This is a genomic window from Burkholderia sp. KCJ3K979 (assembly GCF_016759955.1).
GTDB classification, from domain to species: Bacteria; Pseudomonadota; Gammaproteobacteria; order Burkholderiales; family Burkholderiaceae; genus Burkholderia; species Burkholderia orbicola.
In genome coordinates, this window is the sequence record NZ_JACFYV010000005.1 from 18,607 (window position 1) to 33,097 (window position 14,491).

The following is a 14,491-nucleotide window of genomic DNA, read 5'->3' on the forward strand; positions in this document are numbered from 1 at the left end:
CGAGACTCCTGTCGATCGTTATGCCGCGGCTTGCGCGAGCGTCGGGTAGTCGGTCAGGCCGTGGGCGCCGCCGCCGAACAGCGTGTTGCGATCGTGCGGCGCGAGCGCGGCGCCGGTGCGCAGCCGCTCGGGGAGATCGGGGTTCGCGACGAACGGGCGGCCGAATGCGACGAGGTCGGCCCAGCCGGCGGCGATCGCTTCGCGTGCGCGCTCGGCGGTGTACGCGCCGGCATAGATCAGCACGCCCGGGAACGCGGCGCGCAATTGCTGCTTGAAGGCGACCGGCATCAGCGGCGCGTCGTCCCAGTCGGCTTCCGCGATGTGCAGATAGCCGACGCCGAGTTCGCCGAGCAGCTTCGCGGCGGCGAGGTAGGTGGTTTCCGGGTCGTCGTCGACGCAGCCGTTCAGCGTGGTCAGCGGCGCGAGACGGATGCCGACGCGCGACGCGTCGCCGGTCCCTTCGATCAGCGCCTGCGTGACTTCGCGCAGGAACCGCAGCCGGTTCTCCAGCGAGCCGCCGTACGCATCGGTGCGCGTGTTCGCGTTCGAGTCGATGAACTGGTTCACGAGGTAGCCGTTCGCGCCGTGCAGCTCGACGCCGTCGAAGCCGGCTTCGATCGCATGGCGGGCGGCGGTGCGGTACTGGTCGACGATCTCGCGGATCTCGTCGATCGACAGCGCGCGCGGCTCGGACGCCTGCACGAAGCCCGGCGTGCTGCCGTCTTCACCGGCGATGAACACGTTCACGCCCTTCGCCTGGAGCGGCGACGACGATACGGGTTGCTGGCCGCCGAGCAGGCTCGTGTGGCTCAGCCGGCCGACGTGCCACAGCTGCGCGAAGATGCGGCCATGCGCGGCATGGACGGCGTCCGTCACCTTGCGCCAGCCGGCGACCTGCGACGGCGTGTGGATGCCGGGCGTCCACGCGTAGCCCTTGCCGAGCGGTGCGATGTAGGTGCCTTCGCTGACGATCAGGCCCGCGCTCGCGCGCTGCGCGTAGTACGCGGCCATCAGTTCGTTGGCTTCGTCGCCGGGCTGGCTGGCGCGCGAACGCGTCATCGGCGGCATCACGATGCGGTTCGGCAGCGTCAGCGCGCCGAGTCGCAGCGGTTGGAAAAGCGGGTCCTGGGTCATGATGGATTCCTGTCGGTGCCGCGGCCGGCGGGCCGCGGATGGGTCATATCGGATGAAGCCGCCGCGTGCTCAGTCCCACTTCGGCGCGAGGCCGGCCGGGTCGACTTCGCGGCCGTTGCGTTCGAGCGCGGCGATCTGCGCCATGTCTTCGTCGGTCAGGCGCAGCGTCTGCGCGAGCAGGTTGCTCGCGAGGTTCTCGCGCTTGGTCGACGACGGAATCACCGAGTAGCCGAGTTGCAGCGCCCACGCGAGCGCGACTTGCGCCGGCGTCGCGTCGTGACGCTGCGCGATCGCGCCGATCACCGGGTCGCCGAGCACCTTGCCGTACGCGAGCGTCATGTACGACGTCACGTGGATGCCTTCGGCGTTCAGGAACTCGACCAGCTTGCGGTTCTGCAGGTACGGGCTCAGCTCGATCTGGTTCGTCGCGATCGCATCCTTGCCGACCGCCGCGATCGCTTCCTTCGTCAGTTCGATGTTGAAGTTCGAGATGCCGATCTGGCGCGTGAGGCCCTTCGCCTTCGCATCGGCCAGCGCGGTCATGAACGCGTCGATCGACACGCCGTTGCCCGGCGCCGGCCAGTGGATCAGCGTCAGGTCGACGACGTCGGTGCGCAGCTTGCGCAGGCTTTCCTCGAGGCTGGCCGCCAGCTTCTCCGGCGCGTAGTTGTCGACCCAGATCTTCGTCGTGAGGAACAGGTCTTCGCGGCGCACGCCCGATGCGGCGATCGCTTCGCCGACTTCGGCTTCGTTGCCGTAGATCTGCGCGGTGTCGATCGCGCGGTAGCCGACTTCGAGGCCGTTGCGGACCGAGTCGATGACGACCTGGCCTTGCAGGCGGAAGGTACCGAGGCCGAATGCGGGAATCTTGCTCATCATGTGCTCCTGAAAGAGGGGGAACGATTGCGGTATGGACGTCATTCTGGCGCTTGAGACTGATGAAATAAACGCCTGTAGAGGTCAAATATATTTGATTTGAAATCAAATATTGGCCGGCAATTCGCCTATTGGAAGACGCTCGCCGGCCTTATGCGGCGAGCGTCTGCGGAGTCGTTTTCGGATGGAATGCGGGCAGCACGTCCGCCGCGATCTCGGCCATCGTCTCGTCGAGCGGCCGCCGGTTGCGGCGGAAATGCAGGCCGATGTGCCGCACGCCCGCGTCGCGCATCGCCGCGAGTTCCTCCGTCAGCGCGATGCGCCCCGCGCGGGCGCCGAAGCGGTGCCGCTGCAGCGGTTCGTGCGGATCTTCCGCGAGGTCGAGGTGGATGAAGCTCACGTACGGCTTGTCGCCCGCCACCGCACGCCAGTTCGCGGCGCGCTGCAGATGGTCGGCCGGCGTGCCCGGATACGCGAGGCAGCCGTCCATGTGTTCGCCGATCCACGCGGGCGTCTGCTGAGCGAGGCCCGCGACGAGCAGCGGCACCGGCGAGCGGGCGGCGGGCAGCACTTCCAGGCCGGGCGGCAGATGTCCGCGCGCCGTCGCGCAGCAGCGCGATCTGGTCGCGGAAGTTCGCGCCGCGCGACGCGAAGTCGCGGCCGAACAGCGGATATTCGACCGGCCGGTCGCCGCTCGCGACGCCGAGCAGCAGGCGCCCGCCGCTCAGTTCCTGGATCGTCGCGGCCGATTTCAGCGTCAGCAGCGGCTCGCGCAGCGGCAGCACGACGGCCGCGGTGCCGAGCAGGATGTCGCGCGTGATGCCGGCGAGGTAGCCGAGATACGAGAACGTTTCGAACACCTGAGCGGCGTCGCCGAACGACGGGTCGTACACCGGCACGTCGCGCACCCAGAGCGCGCGAAAGCCGAGCGTGTCGGCCAGTTGCGCGAGCTCCGCGTGGATTTCCAGGTCGGGCTCGCCGGGGTGGCGGCCGTCATGCCGGCGTTTCGCGTTGCCGGACGGGGTCCAGTCGTTGTCGAGCGGCAGTTCGATGCCGATGCTGAAGCCGCCGGCGGCGAGCTTGTCGAGGGAGGGGGACATGATCGGGTTGCTCCGTTCAGACCGCGCGCAGGCTGCCGTCGAGCCGGTAGAAATCCAGCGACGACGCGGTGAAGAACGAGCGCGACGTGCCGGCGGCGAAATCGTCGATGTGCACGACGGTGGCGCGATCGGCTTCCTGCCACGAGATCGCGTAGGTCTCGCCGGCGACGGGCTGCCACGTGTATTCGACTTCGCCCTTCGCGCCCGCGTACGGGCCTTCGGTGATCTCGTAGCGCATGTGGCGGCCGTCCTCGTCGTACGCGTTGAGCGCGGTGAGGCCGTCGTAACGGACTTCGAAAGTCTTGCCGGCGAACGGCGGACGTTGGGTCGATGCGTTCATGCTGGTGGCTCCTGTGAAAAGGTGACGTTCAATGGGCGAGTTCGACGGGTTCGGCCGTGCGTTCCGGCAGCCCGTGGCGGCGGTCGAGGCGGCCGCTCAGCGCGGTGAGGGCGAACGCGCCGAGCGTGACGACGGCGGCGATCCACGGCGTGTGGCCGAGGCCGACGTTCGCGACGATCAGGCCGCCGAGCGACGAGCCGCCGGCCACGCCGAGGTTGAAGGCGGCGATGTTGAAGCCCGATGCGACGTCGGTGGCGTCCGGCGCGAAGTGGCGCGCCTGCTTGACGACGTACACCTGCAGCCCCGGCACGTTGCCGAACGCGACGGCGCCCCACGCGAGCATCGTCAGCACCGCGAGCCATTTCACGTGAATCGTGAAGGTCAGTGCCAGCAGCACGATCGCGAGCAGCAGGAAGATCCGCTTGAGCGCCTTCACGGGGCCGACGGCGTCCGCGAGCTTGCCGCCCCACACGTTGCCGACCGCGACCGACACGCCGTAGCCGACCAGCACGAGGCTGACCTGCGACGGCGTGAAGCCGGCGATCTGTTCGAGCAGCGGCGCCATATAGGTGAACGCGATCAGCGAGCCGCCGTAACCGACGGCCGTCATCGCATAGACGAGCAGCAGGCGCGGCTGGGCCAGCACGCGCAGCTGGCGGGCGAGCGGCGCGGGCGGCGTCTGCGGCAGTCCGCGCGGCACGAACGCGACCGCGCCGAGGAACGCGATGAGGCCAAACAGCGCGACGATCAGGAACGTCGCGCGCCAGCCGAAGTGCTGGCCGATGAAGGTGCCGAGCGGAATGCCGGCGACGAACGCGACGGTCATCCCGCTGAACATCGTCGCGATCGCGCTGGCGGCCTTGTCCTTCGGCACGAGCGTGGTCGCGATGATCGAGCCGACCGAGAAGAACACGCCGTGCGCGAGGCCGGTGAGGATGCGCGCGACGATCAGCGATTCGTAGCCGGGCGCCTGCCATGCGACGAGGTTGCCGACGGTGAAGAGCGCCATCAGCCCGGCAAGCAGCGCCTTGCGCGGCACGCGGCCGGTGAGCGCGGTGAGGAGCGGCGCGCCGATCGCGACGCTCAGCGCGTACAGGCTGACGAGCAGGCCGGCGGACGGCAGGCTGACGCCGAGGTCGGCGCCGATCGTCGGGATCAGGCCGACGATCACGAATTCGGTGGTGCCGATGGCAAAGGCGCTGATGGTCAGCGCAAGCAACGCGAGTGGCATGACGGGATCCGGGTTTCAGTAGGAATGGATCGCAGTGTGCCGGCTTTACTTTTGCTGAAAAACTGGTCTATAAACCAAATTGTTTTGATTTCAAATCAACAATGAAGATCACCCTCGACGAACTCCAGGCCTTTGCCGCCGTGGTCGACACCGGTTCGATCACCGCCGCCGCCCAGCAGCTCGACCTCACCGTGTCGGCGACGAGCCGCACGCTCGCGCGGCTCGAGGAGAAGCTGAAGACCACGCTGCTGCGCCGGACCACCCGCCGGCTCGAATTGACGGAAGAAGGGCGCGCATTTCTGCAGAACGCGCGCGCGATCATCGAATCGGTCGAGACCGCGGAAGAGCAGATGCTCGCGCGGCGCGAGATGCCGTCCGGGCGCCTGCGCGTCGACGCCGCGACGCCGTTCATGCTGCACGTGATCGTGCCGCTCGTGCGCGGCTACCGCGAACGCTTCCCGAAGGTCGAGCTGGAGCTGAACAGCAACGAGGGCATCATCGATCTGCTGGAGCGGCGCACCGACGTCGCGATCCGGATCGGCCGGTTGAAGGATTCGACGCTGCACAGCCGGCGCATCGGCAACAGCAGGGTGCGCATCCTGGCAAGCCCCGACTACATCGAAGCGCATGGCCAGCCGCGCAAGGTCGAGGATCTCGACAAGCACACGCTGCTCGGCTTCACGCAGCCCGAATCGCTGAACGTATGGCCGATCCTCGGCACGGACGGCGAAGCGTACCGCATCGAGCCGGACGTGTATTCGTCGAGCGGCGAAACGCTGCGGCAGCTTGCGCTGGAGGGTACGGGCGTCGTCTGCCTGTCGGATTTCGTGACCGCGCAGGATCGCGACGCGGGGCGGCTGGTGCAGGTGCTGGCGCGCCACACGCTCGACGTCCAGCAGCCGATTCACGCGGTGTACTACCGCAATACCGCGATCTCGTCGCGGATCGCGTCGTTCGTCGACTACCTGATCGAGGTGCTGGGCGGCGGCAGCGGCGGCGATGCGCCGGCGCGGCGCAAGGCCGCGTGGATGGAGCCGCAGTAGCGGGGCGCAGGGCAGGCGGCGCTGCCCTTCGGGAGCGGGCGTGCCGCGCGGCGGCACGCCGTCGTGCTGCGATTACGCCTCTTCGGCCCACGACATCCCGTCGCGCGCGAGCAGCGCCGACGAAGCCGCGGGGCCGAACGTGCCGGCCGTGTACAGGCGCGGCCGGTCGCCGAGCTGCTTCCAGCCGTCGAGGATCGGCTCGACCCACGACCACGCGGCTTCGAGCTCGTCGCGGCGCATGAAGTGCGTGAGGCGGCCGCGGATCACGTCGATCAGCAGCCGTTCGTACGCTTCCGCGCGCCGTTCCGGAATCGCCTGCTGCAGATCGAGGTTCAGGCTCACCGGCACCATGTTCATGCCGCTGCCCGGCTCCTTCGCGAGCATCTGCAGCTGGATCGACTCTTCCGGCTGGAGCTGGATCACGAGGCGGTTGCCGTAATTGCGCGGGCCGGTCGGGATGATCGAGAACGGCATGTCCGCGAACTCGATCACGATTTCCGACTGGCGGCGCTGCAGCCGCTTGCCGGTGCGCAGGAAGAACGGCACGTTCGCCCAGCGCCAGTTGTTGATGTGCGCGCGCAGCGCGACGAAGGTTTCCGCGCGGCTGTCCGCCGGCACGTTGTCTTCCTCGAGATAGCCCTTGACCGGCTGGCCGTCCACCGCGCCGGCCGTGTACTGGCCGCGCACAGTGTCGCGCGCGACGTCCGACAGCGACATCGGCCGCAGCGAGCGCAGCACCTTCAGCTTCTCGTCGCGCACCGCGTCCGGGTCGAGCGACACCGGCGGCTCCATCGCGACGATGCACAGCAGTTGCAGCAGGTGGTTCTGCACCATGTCGCGCAGCGCGCCGGTATGGTCATAGAAACCCGCGCGGCTGCCGACGCCGACCGTTTCCGCAACGGTGATCTGCACGCTGCGGATGTTCGGCGCCTGCCACAGCGGCCCGAAGATCGGGTTGCCGAAGCGCAGCACCATCAGGTTCTGTACGGTTTCCTTGCCGAGATAGTGGTCGATCCGGTAGATCTGCGATTCCTCGAAGTGCTTGCCGACCGCGTCGTTGATCGCCTTCGCGGACGCGAGATCGTGGCCCAGCGGCTTTTCGAGGACGACGCGCGAGTGCGCGTCGACGAGGTGCGCGGCCGACAGGTTGTCGCAGATCGTCGTGAACAGCTCCGGCGACGTCGACAGGTAGAACACGCGCACGGCGTCGCTACGCGCCGCTTCGGCGAGGCGCAGATAGTCGTCCGGCGCGTTCACGTCGATCAGCACGTACTTGAACAGGTCGAGGAAGCGGCTCCACGCGTCGGCGTCGAACGCCTTCTCGTCGATGAACGGGCGTGACTGCTCGTCCATGAACTTGCGATAGCCGTCGATGCCCCAGTCGCGGCGGCCGACGGCGATGATGCGCGTCTCGGGCGGAAGATTGCAGTGCAGGTGCGCCATGTACAGCGCGGGCAACAGCTTGCGGGCGGCCAGGTCGCCGCCGCCGCCGAAGATGATCATGTCGACGGGCCGGTCGGCCGCCGTCTGGGAAGGCTGATTCGTCATGGGAGGTTCGCGGTTTGAAACGGTGAACGTGAAACGAACGTCGAGGGCAATGAGGCGCCGGATGCTCGGGCGCCGGTACGGCAAAACGCAATAGTGCACCGTTTTGATGGTTTGCGTATGCGTTCCCCCCGGATGTAACAGGGCTTGCGTTCCGGATGCCGGGTTGATTATGATTGAGCGCTCACTCATTAAAGGAATCGAACGTGGCCCGACCGCGCAGTCCCGACAAGCACGACGCCATCCTCGCCGCGGCCGCGCGTGCGCTCGCCGAGGACGGCGCGAGCGCGACGACCGCGCGCATCGCGAAGCTCGCCGGCGTGGCGGAAGGCACGGTGTTCACGTACTTCGAGACCAAGGATGCGTTGCTGAACGCGCTGTACCTGAGCCTGAAGGCCGGCCTGCGCGAGGCGATGATGACCGGGTTTCCGGAACATGCGCCGGCCGAGCAGGCGGTGCGGCATGCGTGGAATGGCTATGTGTCGTGGGGCGTCGCGAATCCGGACGGGCGCCGTGCGCTGCAGCAGCTCGGCGTGAGCGGCCGCATCGACGACGCGCATCGGGCAGCCGGCGCGGAAGGTTTCGGCGGGATCGGCTCGCTGCTGCGTGAACAGGTTGCCGCGTCGGGCGGCCTGAACCGCGACGAAGCCCATGCATTCTGCTCGGCGTTGTTCACGTCGATCGCGGAAACCGCGATGGAGTCGATCGCACGCGATCCAGCGCGGGCCGACGCATACCGGGAAGCGGGATTTCGCGCGATGTGGGCCGTGTTGCACACGGTGTGAGTCAGGGATGGCCGTCGTGGCGGCGTGTGCCGCGACGACGGGCAGGGCGTTTCAGGCAGGGCGATGCAGGTCATGAACGATCGATACGTCGCCCATATTAATGAGTGAGTAATCATTCATTTCATCGTTTCACCACGATCAAGGAGTGGAAAATGTCGAAAGTCTGGTTGGTAACGGGGGCCGCGCGCGGCCTCGGGCGAGCGATTTCGGAAGCGGTGCTGGCGGCGGGCGACCGGCTGGTGGCGGGCGCCCGCGATCCGGCGCGACTGGCCGATCTGGCCGAACGGTATGGCGACCGGCTGCTGCCGGTCGAACTCGACGTCACCGACGAAGCGGCGGCCGCGCAGGCCGTCGCGGCGGCACGCGCGGCGTTCGGCCGCATCGACGTGCTGGTGAACAACGCGGGCTACGGCCACACGGCGCCGTTCGAGCAGATGAGCGCCGACGCTTTCCGCGACCAGATCGAAACGAACCTGTTCGGCGTGATCAACCTCACGCGCGCGGTGCTGCCGACGATGCGCGCGCAACGCGCGGGGCACATCTTCCAGGTGTCGTCGGTCGGCGGGCGCACGTCGACGCCCGGATTGTCCGCGTATCAGGCCGCGAAGTGGGCGGTCGGCGGGTTCAGTGACGTGCTCGCGAAGGAAGCGGCACCGTTCGGCGTGCGCGTGTGCACGCTCGAGCCGGGCGGGATGCGTACCGAATGGGCCGCGCAGGCGAAGCGCGGCGTCGACGATCTGCTGCCCGACTATCAGCCGTCGGTCGGCAAGATTCTCGACCTGCTCGGTGCGTATGGCGGCCACGAGATCGGCGACCCCGCACGCATCGCGGCGCTGATCGTCGACCTGTCGCGCCGCGACGACGTGCCGCTGCGTTTGCTGCTCGGCGGCGATGCGCTGTTCGTCTGCGAGCAGGCGGAGCGGCAGCGTGCGGAAGAGGCGGCGCGGTGGCGGGACGCCACGCTGTCGACGCAGTTTCCGGATGCGAAGCTGCCGGACGGGCTCGATGCGTTGAAGGTGATCGAGTAACGGCGGCCGGCAGCATGGCCGCTGCGTTCAGCGTGCGCCGTGCTGCCACTGCGTGGCTTTCTCCCATGCCGCGCCGGCGGCGTCGATCGCTTCGATGATCGGCGACGGGTTCCACGCGCCGGGATTCCACACCGGACGATCGAATGGACGAGGCTGCCGTGCCTGACCTCCGTGTCGATGCGCGTGACGGACGGCCGGCAGTTATCGTCGAAATGCGTCGGCAGGAAGCCCCAGCCATGCCCGTGCTGGAGCAGGTGACGCACCGTTTCGAGTTCGTTCGCGTACACGAGCCGGTCCGAAACCTGCAGCAGTTGCGCGAACTGCGTGCTCAGCGACCGGTGCATTACCACTTGCGGCTTCGCGGCGCGCGCGGGGACCTTGACCGGCGACACGTCCGGCGCTCTCAGCGCCCCAGCGCGTAAAACGCCGCGTTGGGCCGCATGTTGGTCACGTTCGCGATGCGGTTGGACATTCCGAAGAAGGCCGAGATCGCCGCGATGTCCCAGATGTCGTCCTCGGTGAAGCCGTGCGTCTTCAGCGTGTCGAAGTCCGGCTCGCCCACTTGATGCGCGGCCTGCGACACCTTCATCGCGAAGTCCAGCATCGCCTTCTGCCGGGCGGTGATGTCGGCCTTGCGGTAGTTGGTGGCGACCTGGTCGGCGATCAGCGGGTCCTTCGCGCGAATCCTCAGGATCGCCCCGTGCGCGATCACGCAGTACTGACACTGGTTCGCGGCGCTGGTGGCCACGACGATCATTTCGCGTTCGGCCTTGCTGAGATTGCCCGGCTTGTCCATCAGCGCGTCGTGGTACGCCATGAACGCGCGAAACTCGTCCGGGCGATGCGCGAGGGTGAGGAACACGTTCGGGATGAAGCCCGATTTCTCCTGGACGGCCGCGATGCGTGCGCGAATGTCGTCGGGCAGGTCTTCGAGCGCCGGCACCGGAAAGCGGCTGACGGGCGCGTTGTCTGAAGCGGTCATGACGTCTCCTCGATAAAGCGGCACGAATGGCGATCACGCGTTCACGTCGACGACGATGCGGCCGCGCACCTTGCCGTCGATCAGTTCCGCGGCCAGCGGGATGACCTCGCTCAGGCCGACCCGACGGCCGATGGCGCCCAGCTGCTCGACGTCGAGGTCGGACGCGAGCCGGCGCCAGGCCTCCAGCCGTTCGGCGCGCGGGCACATCACGCTGTCGATCCCGACGAGCGTGACGCCGCGCAGGATGAACGGCGCGACGGTCGCGGGGAAATCCATGCCGGCGGCGAGGCCGCAGGCCGTCACCACGCCGCGGTAGCGCGTGGTCGCGCACACGTTGGCGAGGACGTGGCTGCCGGCCACGTCGACGGCGCCCGCCCAGCGTTCCTTGCCGAGCGGCTTGCCGGGTGCGCTGAATTGAGCGCGATCCAGGATCTCCGCCGCGCCGAGTTGCCGCAAGTAGTCGGCATCGGCCGGGCGGCCCGTCACGGCGACGACGCGATACCCGAGCCGCGCGAGGAGGGCCGTCGCGACGCTGCCCACGCCGCCGGCCGCGCCCGTCACCACGATCTCGCCGTCGCCAGCGCGCACGCCGTGCCGTTCCAGCGCCATCACGCACAGCATCGCCGTGTAGCCGGCCGTGCCGATGGCCATCGCCTGTTGCGGCGAAAACGCGGACGGCAGCGGCACCAGCCAGTCGCCGTCGACCCGCGCCTTCTGCGCGAGGCCGCCCCAGTGCGTTTCGCCGACGCCCCAGCCGTTGAGCACGACCTGATCGCCGGCGAGGTAATCCGGGTGCGTGCTCGCTTCGACTTCGCCGACCAGATCGATGCCCGGCACCATCGGGAACTTGCGCACGACCGGGCTCTTGCCGGTGATCGCCAGCCCGTCCTTGTAGTTCAGCGTCGAATAGCCCACGCGGATCGTCACGTTGCCGGCGGGCAACTGCGCGTCGTCCAGCGTGTGCAGCCGTGCGTGCTGGCCGGTTTCGTCCTTGTCGATCACGATGCCCTGGAACATGCGTCCTCCTTTCTAGACCGATCGTCTAATTAATCGTAAAAAAATTCAGCGGCGAGGCAATCCGTTGAAGAAAAACTGCGCGAACAGCGCGAGCGGCCCGTCGCTGCGTTCGAGCTTCGCGCGCAGCACTGCGCCTTCCCAGCCGATCCAGAAGAACGCGGCCAGCGCGGCGGGGTCGGCGGACTCCGCCAGCTCGCCCGCCTGCTGCGCGGCGTCCAGGCATTCGGCCAGACGGCGCTGCCAGTCTTCGAACGTCGCGCGCAGACGGGCGCGGAAGCTTTCCGGCAGCGTGCCCATTTCCTGGCCGAGGTTGCCGATCAGGCAGCCGCGGTTGTACGCATGGCGGGCCATGCCGTCGCGGGCGTCGTCGACGAACGCGCGCACGCGCGCCAGCGGCGAGCGTTCCAGCTGGCTGAAATGGCGGTCGAGCTTGCGGGCGAAGAACTCGGCGTAGCGGTCGATCAGTTCGAGACCGAACGTTTCCTTGCTGTCGAAGTAGTGATAGAAGGAGCCCTTCGGCACGCCGGCGCGCCCGAGGATCTCGTCGAGCCCGGTGGCGGAAAAGCCCTTTTCGGTGAGGATCTCGAGCCCGGTGCGCAGCAGCATGTCGCGCGTGGCGACGAGGTCGTCGTGCTGTTTGGGTGGCCTGCCGCGGCGGCGCGGCGGATCGGTTCGAGCGTCCATGGCGGAATAATAGACCGTTCGTCTCGAAAATCAAGGGCCCGCGTGCCGAGCCGATTGGACAGGCCGATTGGGCGGGCCGTCGCGTCGGTGCGGCGACGCATGCGTTGCGCTCCCGGGGGCCGGGCGGGGCATGGTGCGAACGTGTCCGCGGTCAGGCGACGAACGGTTCGTCGACCTGAACCACGCCTTGGTCAAAGCGGCGATCAGGTGCCGTACAGACTCTCGCAGAGCGCGACACTCGCGCCCAGCTTCCGCGATAGATCGGCGGCCGCATCCAGCTGCGGTCGATCCAGTTCACCCGATTCGTGCGCGACGCTGAGGCGCGACGCTGGACCGGACAGCGTCAGCGCCGCCATGAACTTGTCGCCGGCGCCGAAGATCGGCACCGCGAACGCTGCGGTGTGCACATCGCGTGCACCCGCGGTGAAGAGGGGCAGTGCGGGCGGCTTGTCATAGATCGGTTCGCCGAGACCCCAGAAACGGATCACCTGGCTGATGGCCGTGTCGTCGAGCGGCAGCATCGTGCCCGCGAGCCGCGTTTCACGCAGGCCTTCGGACGGCTCGACCCGAAACAGGCAAAGCCGCTGCCCGTTGTCGTGCACGTAGTACGATGCGCTTTCCTTCGTCAGCGCGGCCAGCGCATGCAGCGCCGGTTCGACCACCGTGGACAGATGGAAGGACTGCTCGTACAGCTTGCCGAGGTACAGCACGCGGTGCCCAAGCGAATAGTTGCCGGACTGCGCGCGCACGACATAGCCCATTCGCTCCAGCGAGTTCATCAGCCGATAGACCGTCGTCTTGTGCATGCCGGAGGCTTGCGACAGCGTCGCGAGCGACTGCGATTCGGCGCCCGGCTTGAAGCAGTCCAGCAGCGAAAGCGCCTTTTCCACGGCAACCACGCCGTCATTTCCCATTCCTTCTCTCCCGTCGACTCACAACAGGGATTGTACAGAGTAAAACGATGGTTTACCACGTAAAAGGGTAAACGCCAGTGCCCTGGTATGGGTTGTCTCGTTATAGTGATTTCACTATGTACACCAGTGTTGTACAGAGTACAACGCACAACCCGAGGTCGAGTCATGAGCAAGCCATCCGTCAGCACTTCTCCGATCAATCGCGACATCGAACGCATCTCGCCGGAACTCGTTCAGGCGGCCGCGCGTTACCAGGCCGCGATCCTCGCCGACGTCGCGGGCCGCCGCGGCACGGTGCATGGCCGCGTGCGGCCGCTGTCGCCGAAGATGAAGGTCGCCGGCCCCGCAGTCACGGTCGAAGTCCGTCCGGGCGACAACCTGGCGATCCATGCGGCGCTCGCCGTCGCGAAGCCGGGCGACGTCGTCGTGGTCGACGGCAAGGGCGACATCTCGTGCGCGCTGCTCGGCGAAATCATGGCGGCGCAGGCGAAGGCGAGCGGCATCGCCGGCATCGTCATCGACGGCGCGGTGCGCGACGCGCACGAACTGGCCAACGGCGACTACCCGATCTTCTCGGCCGGCCTCAATCCGTGCGGCCCGACCAAAAGCATCGCGGGGCGCGTGAATGCGCCGATCTCGCTGGGCGGCACGACGGTGAATCCGGGCGACCTGGTGGTCGGCGACGCAGACGGCGTCGTCGTTGTTCCCCGCGCCGACGTCGCGCGCATCGTCGATCTCGCGCAGAAAAAACTGGACTTCGAAACCGCGCGTATCGCGGCGATCCACAAGGGCGACCTTCGTCCGGGCTGGATCGAGAAGGAGCTGCGTGCAGCCGGCATGCTGGCCGAAGGCGAGGCACTGTGATGCGGATCGCTTCGCACAAGCCCGTGGTCCTCGTGACCGCCGCCGACCTTGCGCCGCAAGCGCTCGAGATGCTTGCGCAGTTCGACGTCGTGTTCGCCGGCAAGCAACCGACCGAAGGCGACATCGTGGCGCTCTGCACCCGGCACAAGCCGGTCGCGATCATCGTCCGGTACGGCAAGATCAACGCCCGCATCATGGACGCCGCCGAGCACCTGCAGGTGATTTCGAAGCACGGCAGCGGCATCGACGTGATCGATCAGGACGCGGCTGCCGCACGCGGTATCGCGGTGCGCGCCGCGGTCGGCGCGAATGCGGCCGCCGTCGCCGAGCACGCATGGGCGCTGCTGCTCGCGTGCGCGAAGTCGGTTCCGCAGCTCGATATCCGCATGCGCGAGGGCCATTGGGACAAGGCGACGCACAAGTCCGTCGAACTCGACGGGCGCACGCTCGGCCTCGTCGGACTCGGCGCGATCGGCCGGCGCGTGGCCGCGATCGGCGCGGCGTTCGGCATGAAGGTGCTCGCGTTCGATCCGTTCGCGAAGGAAGCGCCGGTCGGTGTGAAGCGCGTGGCGCTCGACACGCTGTACGCGGAGTCGGACGTCGTGTCGCTGCATTGTCCGTTGACGGCCGACAACCGCCGGATGCTCAACCGCGACACGTTCGCGCGTTTCAAGCGCGGAGCGATTCTCGTCAATACCGCACGCGGTGGCTTGATCGACGAAGCCGCGCTTGCCGACGCGCTGGCGAGCGGCCAATTGCGCGCGGCGGGCCTCGACAGCTTCGATGTCGAGCCGATGACGGTGCCGCACCCGTTCCAGCAGATTCCCAACGTGATTCTGTCTCCGCATGTCGGCGGCGTGAGCGATGCCGCGTACGTGAACATGGGGAAGGGCGCGGCCGCCAACGTTCTCGCGGTGCTCGACGAACGCGCGCACAGCGCGGCTTGAA

The 14,491-nt window shown here is 67.8% G+C and carries 14 protein-coding genes and 1 pseudogene; 5 read left to right on the forward strand and 10 right to left on the reverse strand.

All coding sequences use genetic code 11. From position 1 onward, the window contains the following. Window positions 1–18 precede the first annotated feature (18 nt). The 5 genes and pseudogenes from H3O04_RS02385 to H3O04_RS02405 all read right to left on the reverse strand — a co-directional run bounded on the left by H3O04_RS02385 (window position 19) and on the right by H3O04_RS02405 (window position 4,681). Complete coding sequence (locus H3O04_RS02385; protein ID WP_006480400.1) at window positions 19–1,134, reverse strand: alkene reductase; 1,116 nt, start codon at window positions 1,132–1,134, stop codon at window positions 19–21. Between the two features lie 69 nt (window positions 1,135–1,203). Next, window positions 1,204–2,010, reverse strand: a complete 807-nt coding sequence (dkgB, locus tag H3O04_RS02390) for a 2,5-didehydrogluconate reductase DkgB (protein ID WP_011549008.1) — start codon at window positions 2,008–2,010, stop codon at window positions 1,204–1,206. A 151-nt stretch (window positions 2,011–2,161) separates the two neighbouring features. Further along, a pseudogene (locus H3O04_RS02395) lies at window positions 2,162–3,110 on the reverse strand (LLM class oxidoreductase). A 16-nt stretch (window positions 3,111–3,126) separates the two neighbouring features. Further along, complete coding sequence (locus H3O04_RS02400) at window positions 3,127–3,450, reverse strand: MoaF-related domain-containing protein (RefSeq protein WP_006480403.1); 324 nt, start codon at window positions 3,448–3,450, stop codon at window positions 3,127–3,129. 28 nt (window positions 3,451–3,478) lie between these two features. Next, on the reverse strand, window positions 3,479–4,681 hold the full coding sequence (locus tag H3O04_RS02405; RefSeq protein ID WP_006480404.1) for an MFS transporter: 1,203 nt from the start codon (window positions 4,679–4,681) through the stop codon (window positions 3,479–3,481). A 101-nt stretch (window positions 4,682–4,782) separates the two neighbouring features. On the opposite strand from H3O04_RS02405, the gene H3O04_RS02410 reads away from it, so the two are divergent. After that, window positions 4,783–5,724, forward strand: a complete 942-nt coding sequence (locus tag H3O04_RS02410) for a LysR family transcriptional regulator (RefSeq protein WP_006480405.1) — start codon at window positions 4,783–4,785, stop codon at window positions 5,722–5,724. A gap of 72 nt (window positions 5,725–5,796) precedes the next feature. Here H3O04_RS02410 and zwf read toward each other — a convergent pair whose 3' ends face one another. Next, entirely contained in the window at window positions 5,797–7,272 is a 1,476-nt protein-coding gene (zwf, locus tag H3O04_RS02415; protein ID WP_011549013.1) for a glucose-6-phosphate dehydrogenase, read from the reverse strand. A gap of 203 nt (window positions 7,273–7,475) precedes the next feature. Between zwf and H3O04_RS02420 the strand changes: the two genes are divergently transcribed. Together H3O04_RS02420 and H3O04_RS02425 are read left to right on the forward strand one after the other, a co-directional pair. Next, window positions 7,476–8,054, forward strand: coding sequence for a TetR/AcrR family transcriptional regulator (locus tag H3O04_RS02420; protein ID WP_023475788.1), 579 nt, complete (start codon window positions 7,476–7,478; stop codon window positions 8,052–8,054). Between the two features lie 152 nt (window positions 8,055–8,206). After that, window positions 8,207–9,082, forward strand: coding sequence for an SDR family NAD(P)-dependent oxidoreductase (locus H3O04_RS02425; protein WP_023475787.1), 876 nt, complete (start codon window positions 8,207–8,209; stop codon window positions 9,080–9,082). A gap of 403 nt (window positions 9,083–9,485) precedes the next feature. On the opposite strand, the gene H3O04_RS02435 is transcribed toward H3O04_RS02425, so the two are convergent. The 4 genes from H3O04_RS02435 to H3O04_RS02450 all read right to left on the reverse strand — a co-directional run bounded on the left by H3O04_RS02435 (window position 9,486) and on the right by H3O04_RS02450 (window position 12,679). After that, window positions 9,486–10,064: a peroxidase-related enzyme gene (locus H3O04_RS02435; RefSeq protein ID WP_011549018.1), complete on the reverse strand. Its 579-nt coding sequence runs from the start codon at window positions 10,062–10,064 to the stop codon at window positions 9,486–9,488. 33 nt (window positions 10,065–10,097) lie between these two features. Then, window positions 10,098–11,081 carry an acrylyl-CoA reductase (NADPH) gene (acuI, locus tag H3O04_RS02440; protein WP_202587077.1) on the reverse strand — a complete coding sequence of 328 codons (984 nt, stop codon included), beginning with the start codon at window positions 11,079–11,081 and terminating at the stop codon, window positions 10,098–10,100. Window positions 11,082–11,126: 45 nt separating this feature from the next. Then, window positions 11,127–11,765, reverse strand: a complete 639-nt coding sequence (gene acuR, locus H3O04_RS02445) for an acrylate utilization transcriptional regulator AcuR (protein WP_202587078.1) — start codon at window positions 11,763–11,765, stop codon at window positions 11,127–11,129. Window positions 11,766–11,968: 203 nt separating this feature from the next. Continuing rightward, window positions 11,969–12,679 (reverse strand): IclR family transcriptional regulator, encoded by a 711-nt coding sequence (locus tag H3O04_RS02450; RefSeq protein WP_006480413.1) that lies wholly within the window; start codon window positions 12,677–12,679, stop codon window positions 11,969–11,971. A gap of 165 nt (window positions 12,680–12,844) precedes the next feature. Between H3O04_RS02450 and H3O04_RS02455 the strand changes: the two genes are divergently transcribed. Together H3O04_RS02455 and H3O04_RS02460 are read left to right on the forward strand one after the other, a co-directional pair. After that, window positions 12,845–13,543 (forward strand): demethylmenaquinone methyltransferase, encoded by a 699-nt coding sequence (locus H3O04_RS02455; protein WP_023475784.1) that lies wholly within the window; start codon window positions 12,845–12,847, stop codon window positions 13,541–13,543. Then, window positions 13,543–14,490 (forward strand): NAD(P)-dependent oxidoreductase, encoded by a 948-nt coding sequence (locus tag H3O04_RS02460; RefSeq protein ID WP_006480415.1) that lies wholly within the window; start codon window positions 13,543–13,545, stop codon window positions 14,488–14,490. The genes H3O04_RS02455 and H3O04_RS02460 overlap by 1 nt, the downstream gene beginning before the upstream one ends. Window position 14,491: the final 1 nt, after the last annotated feature.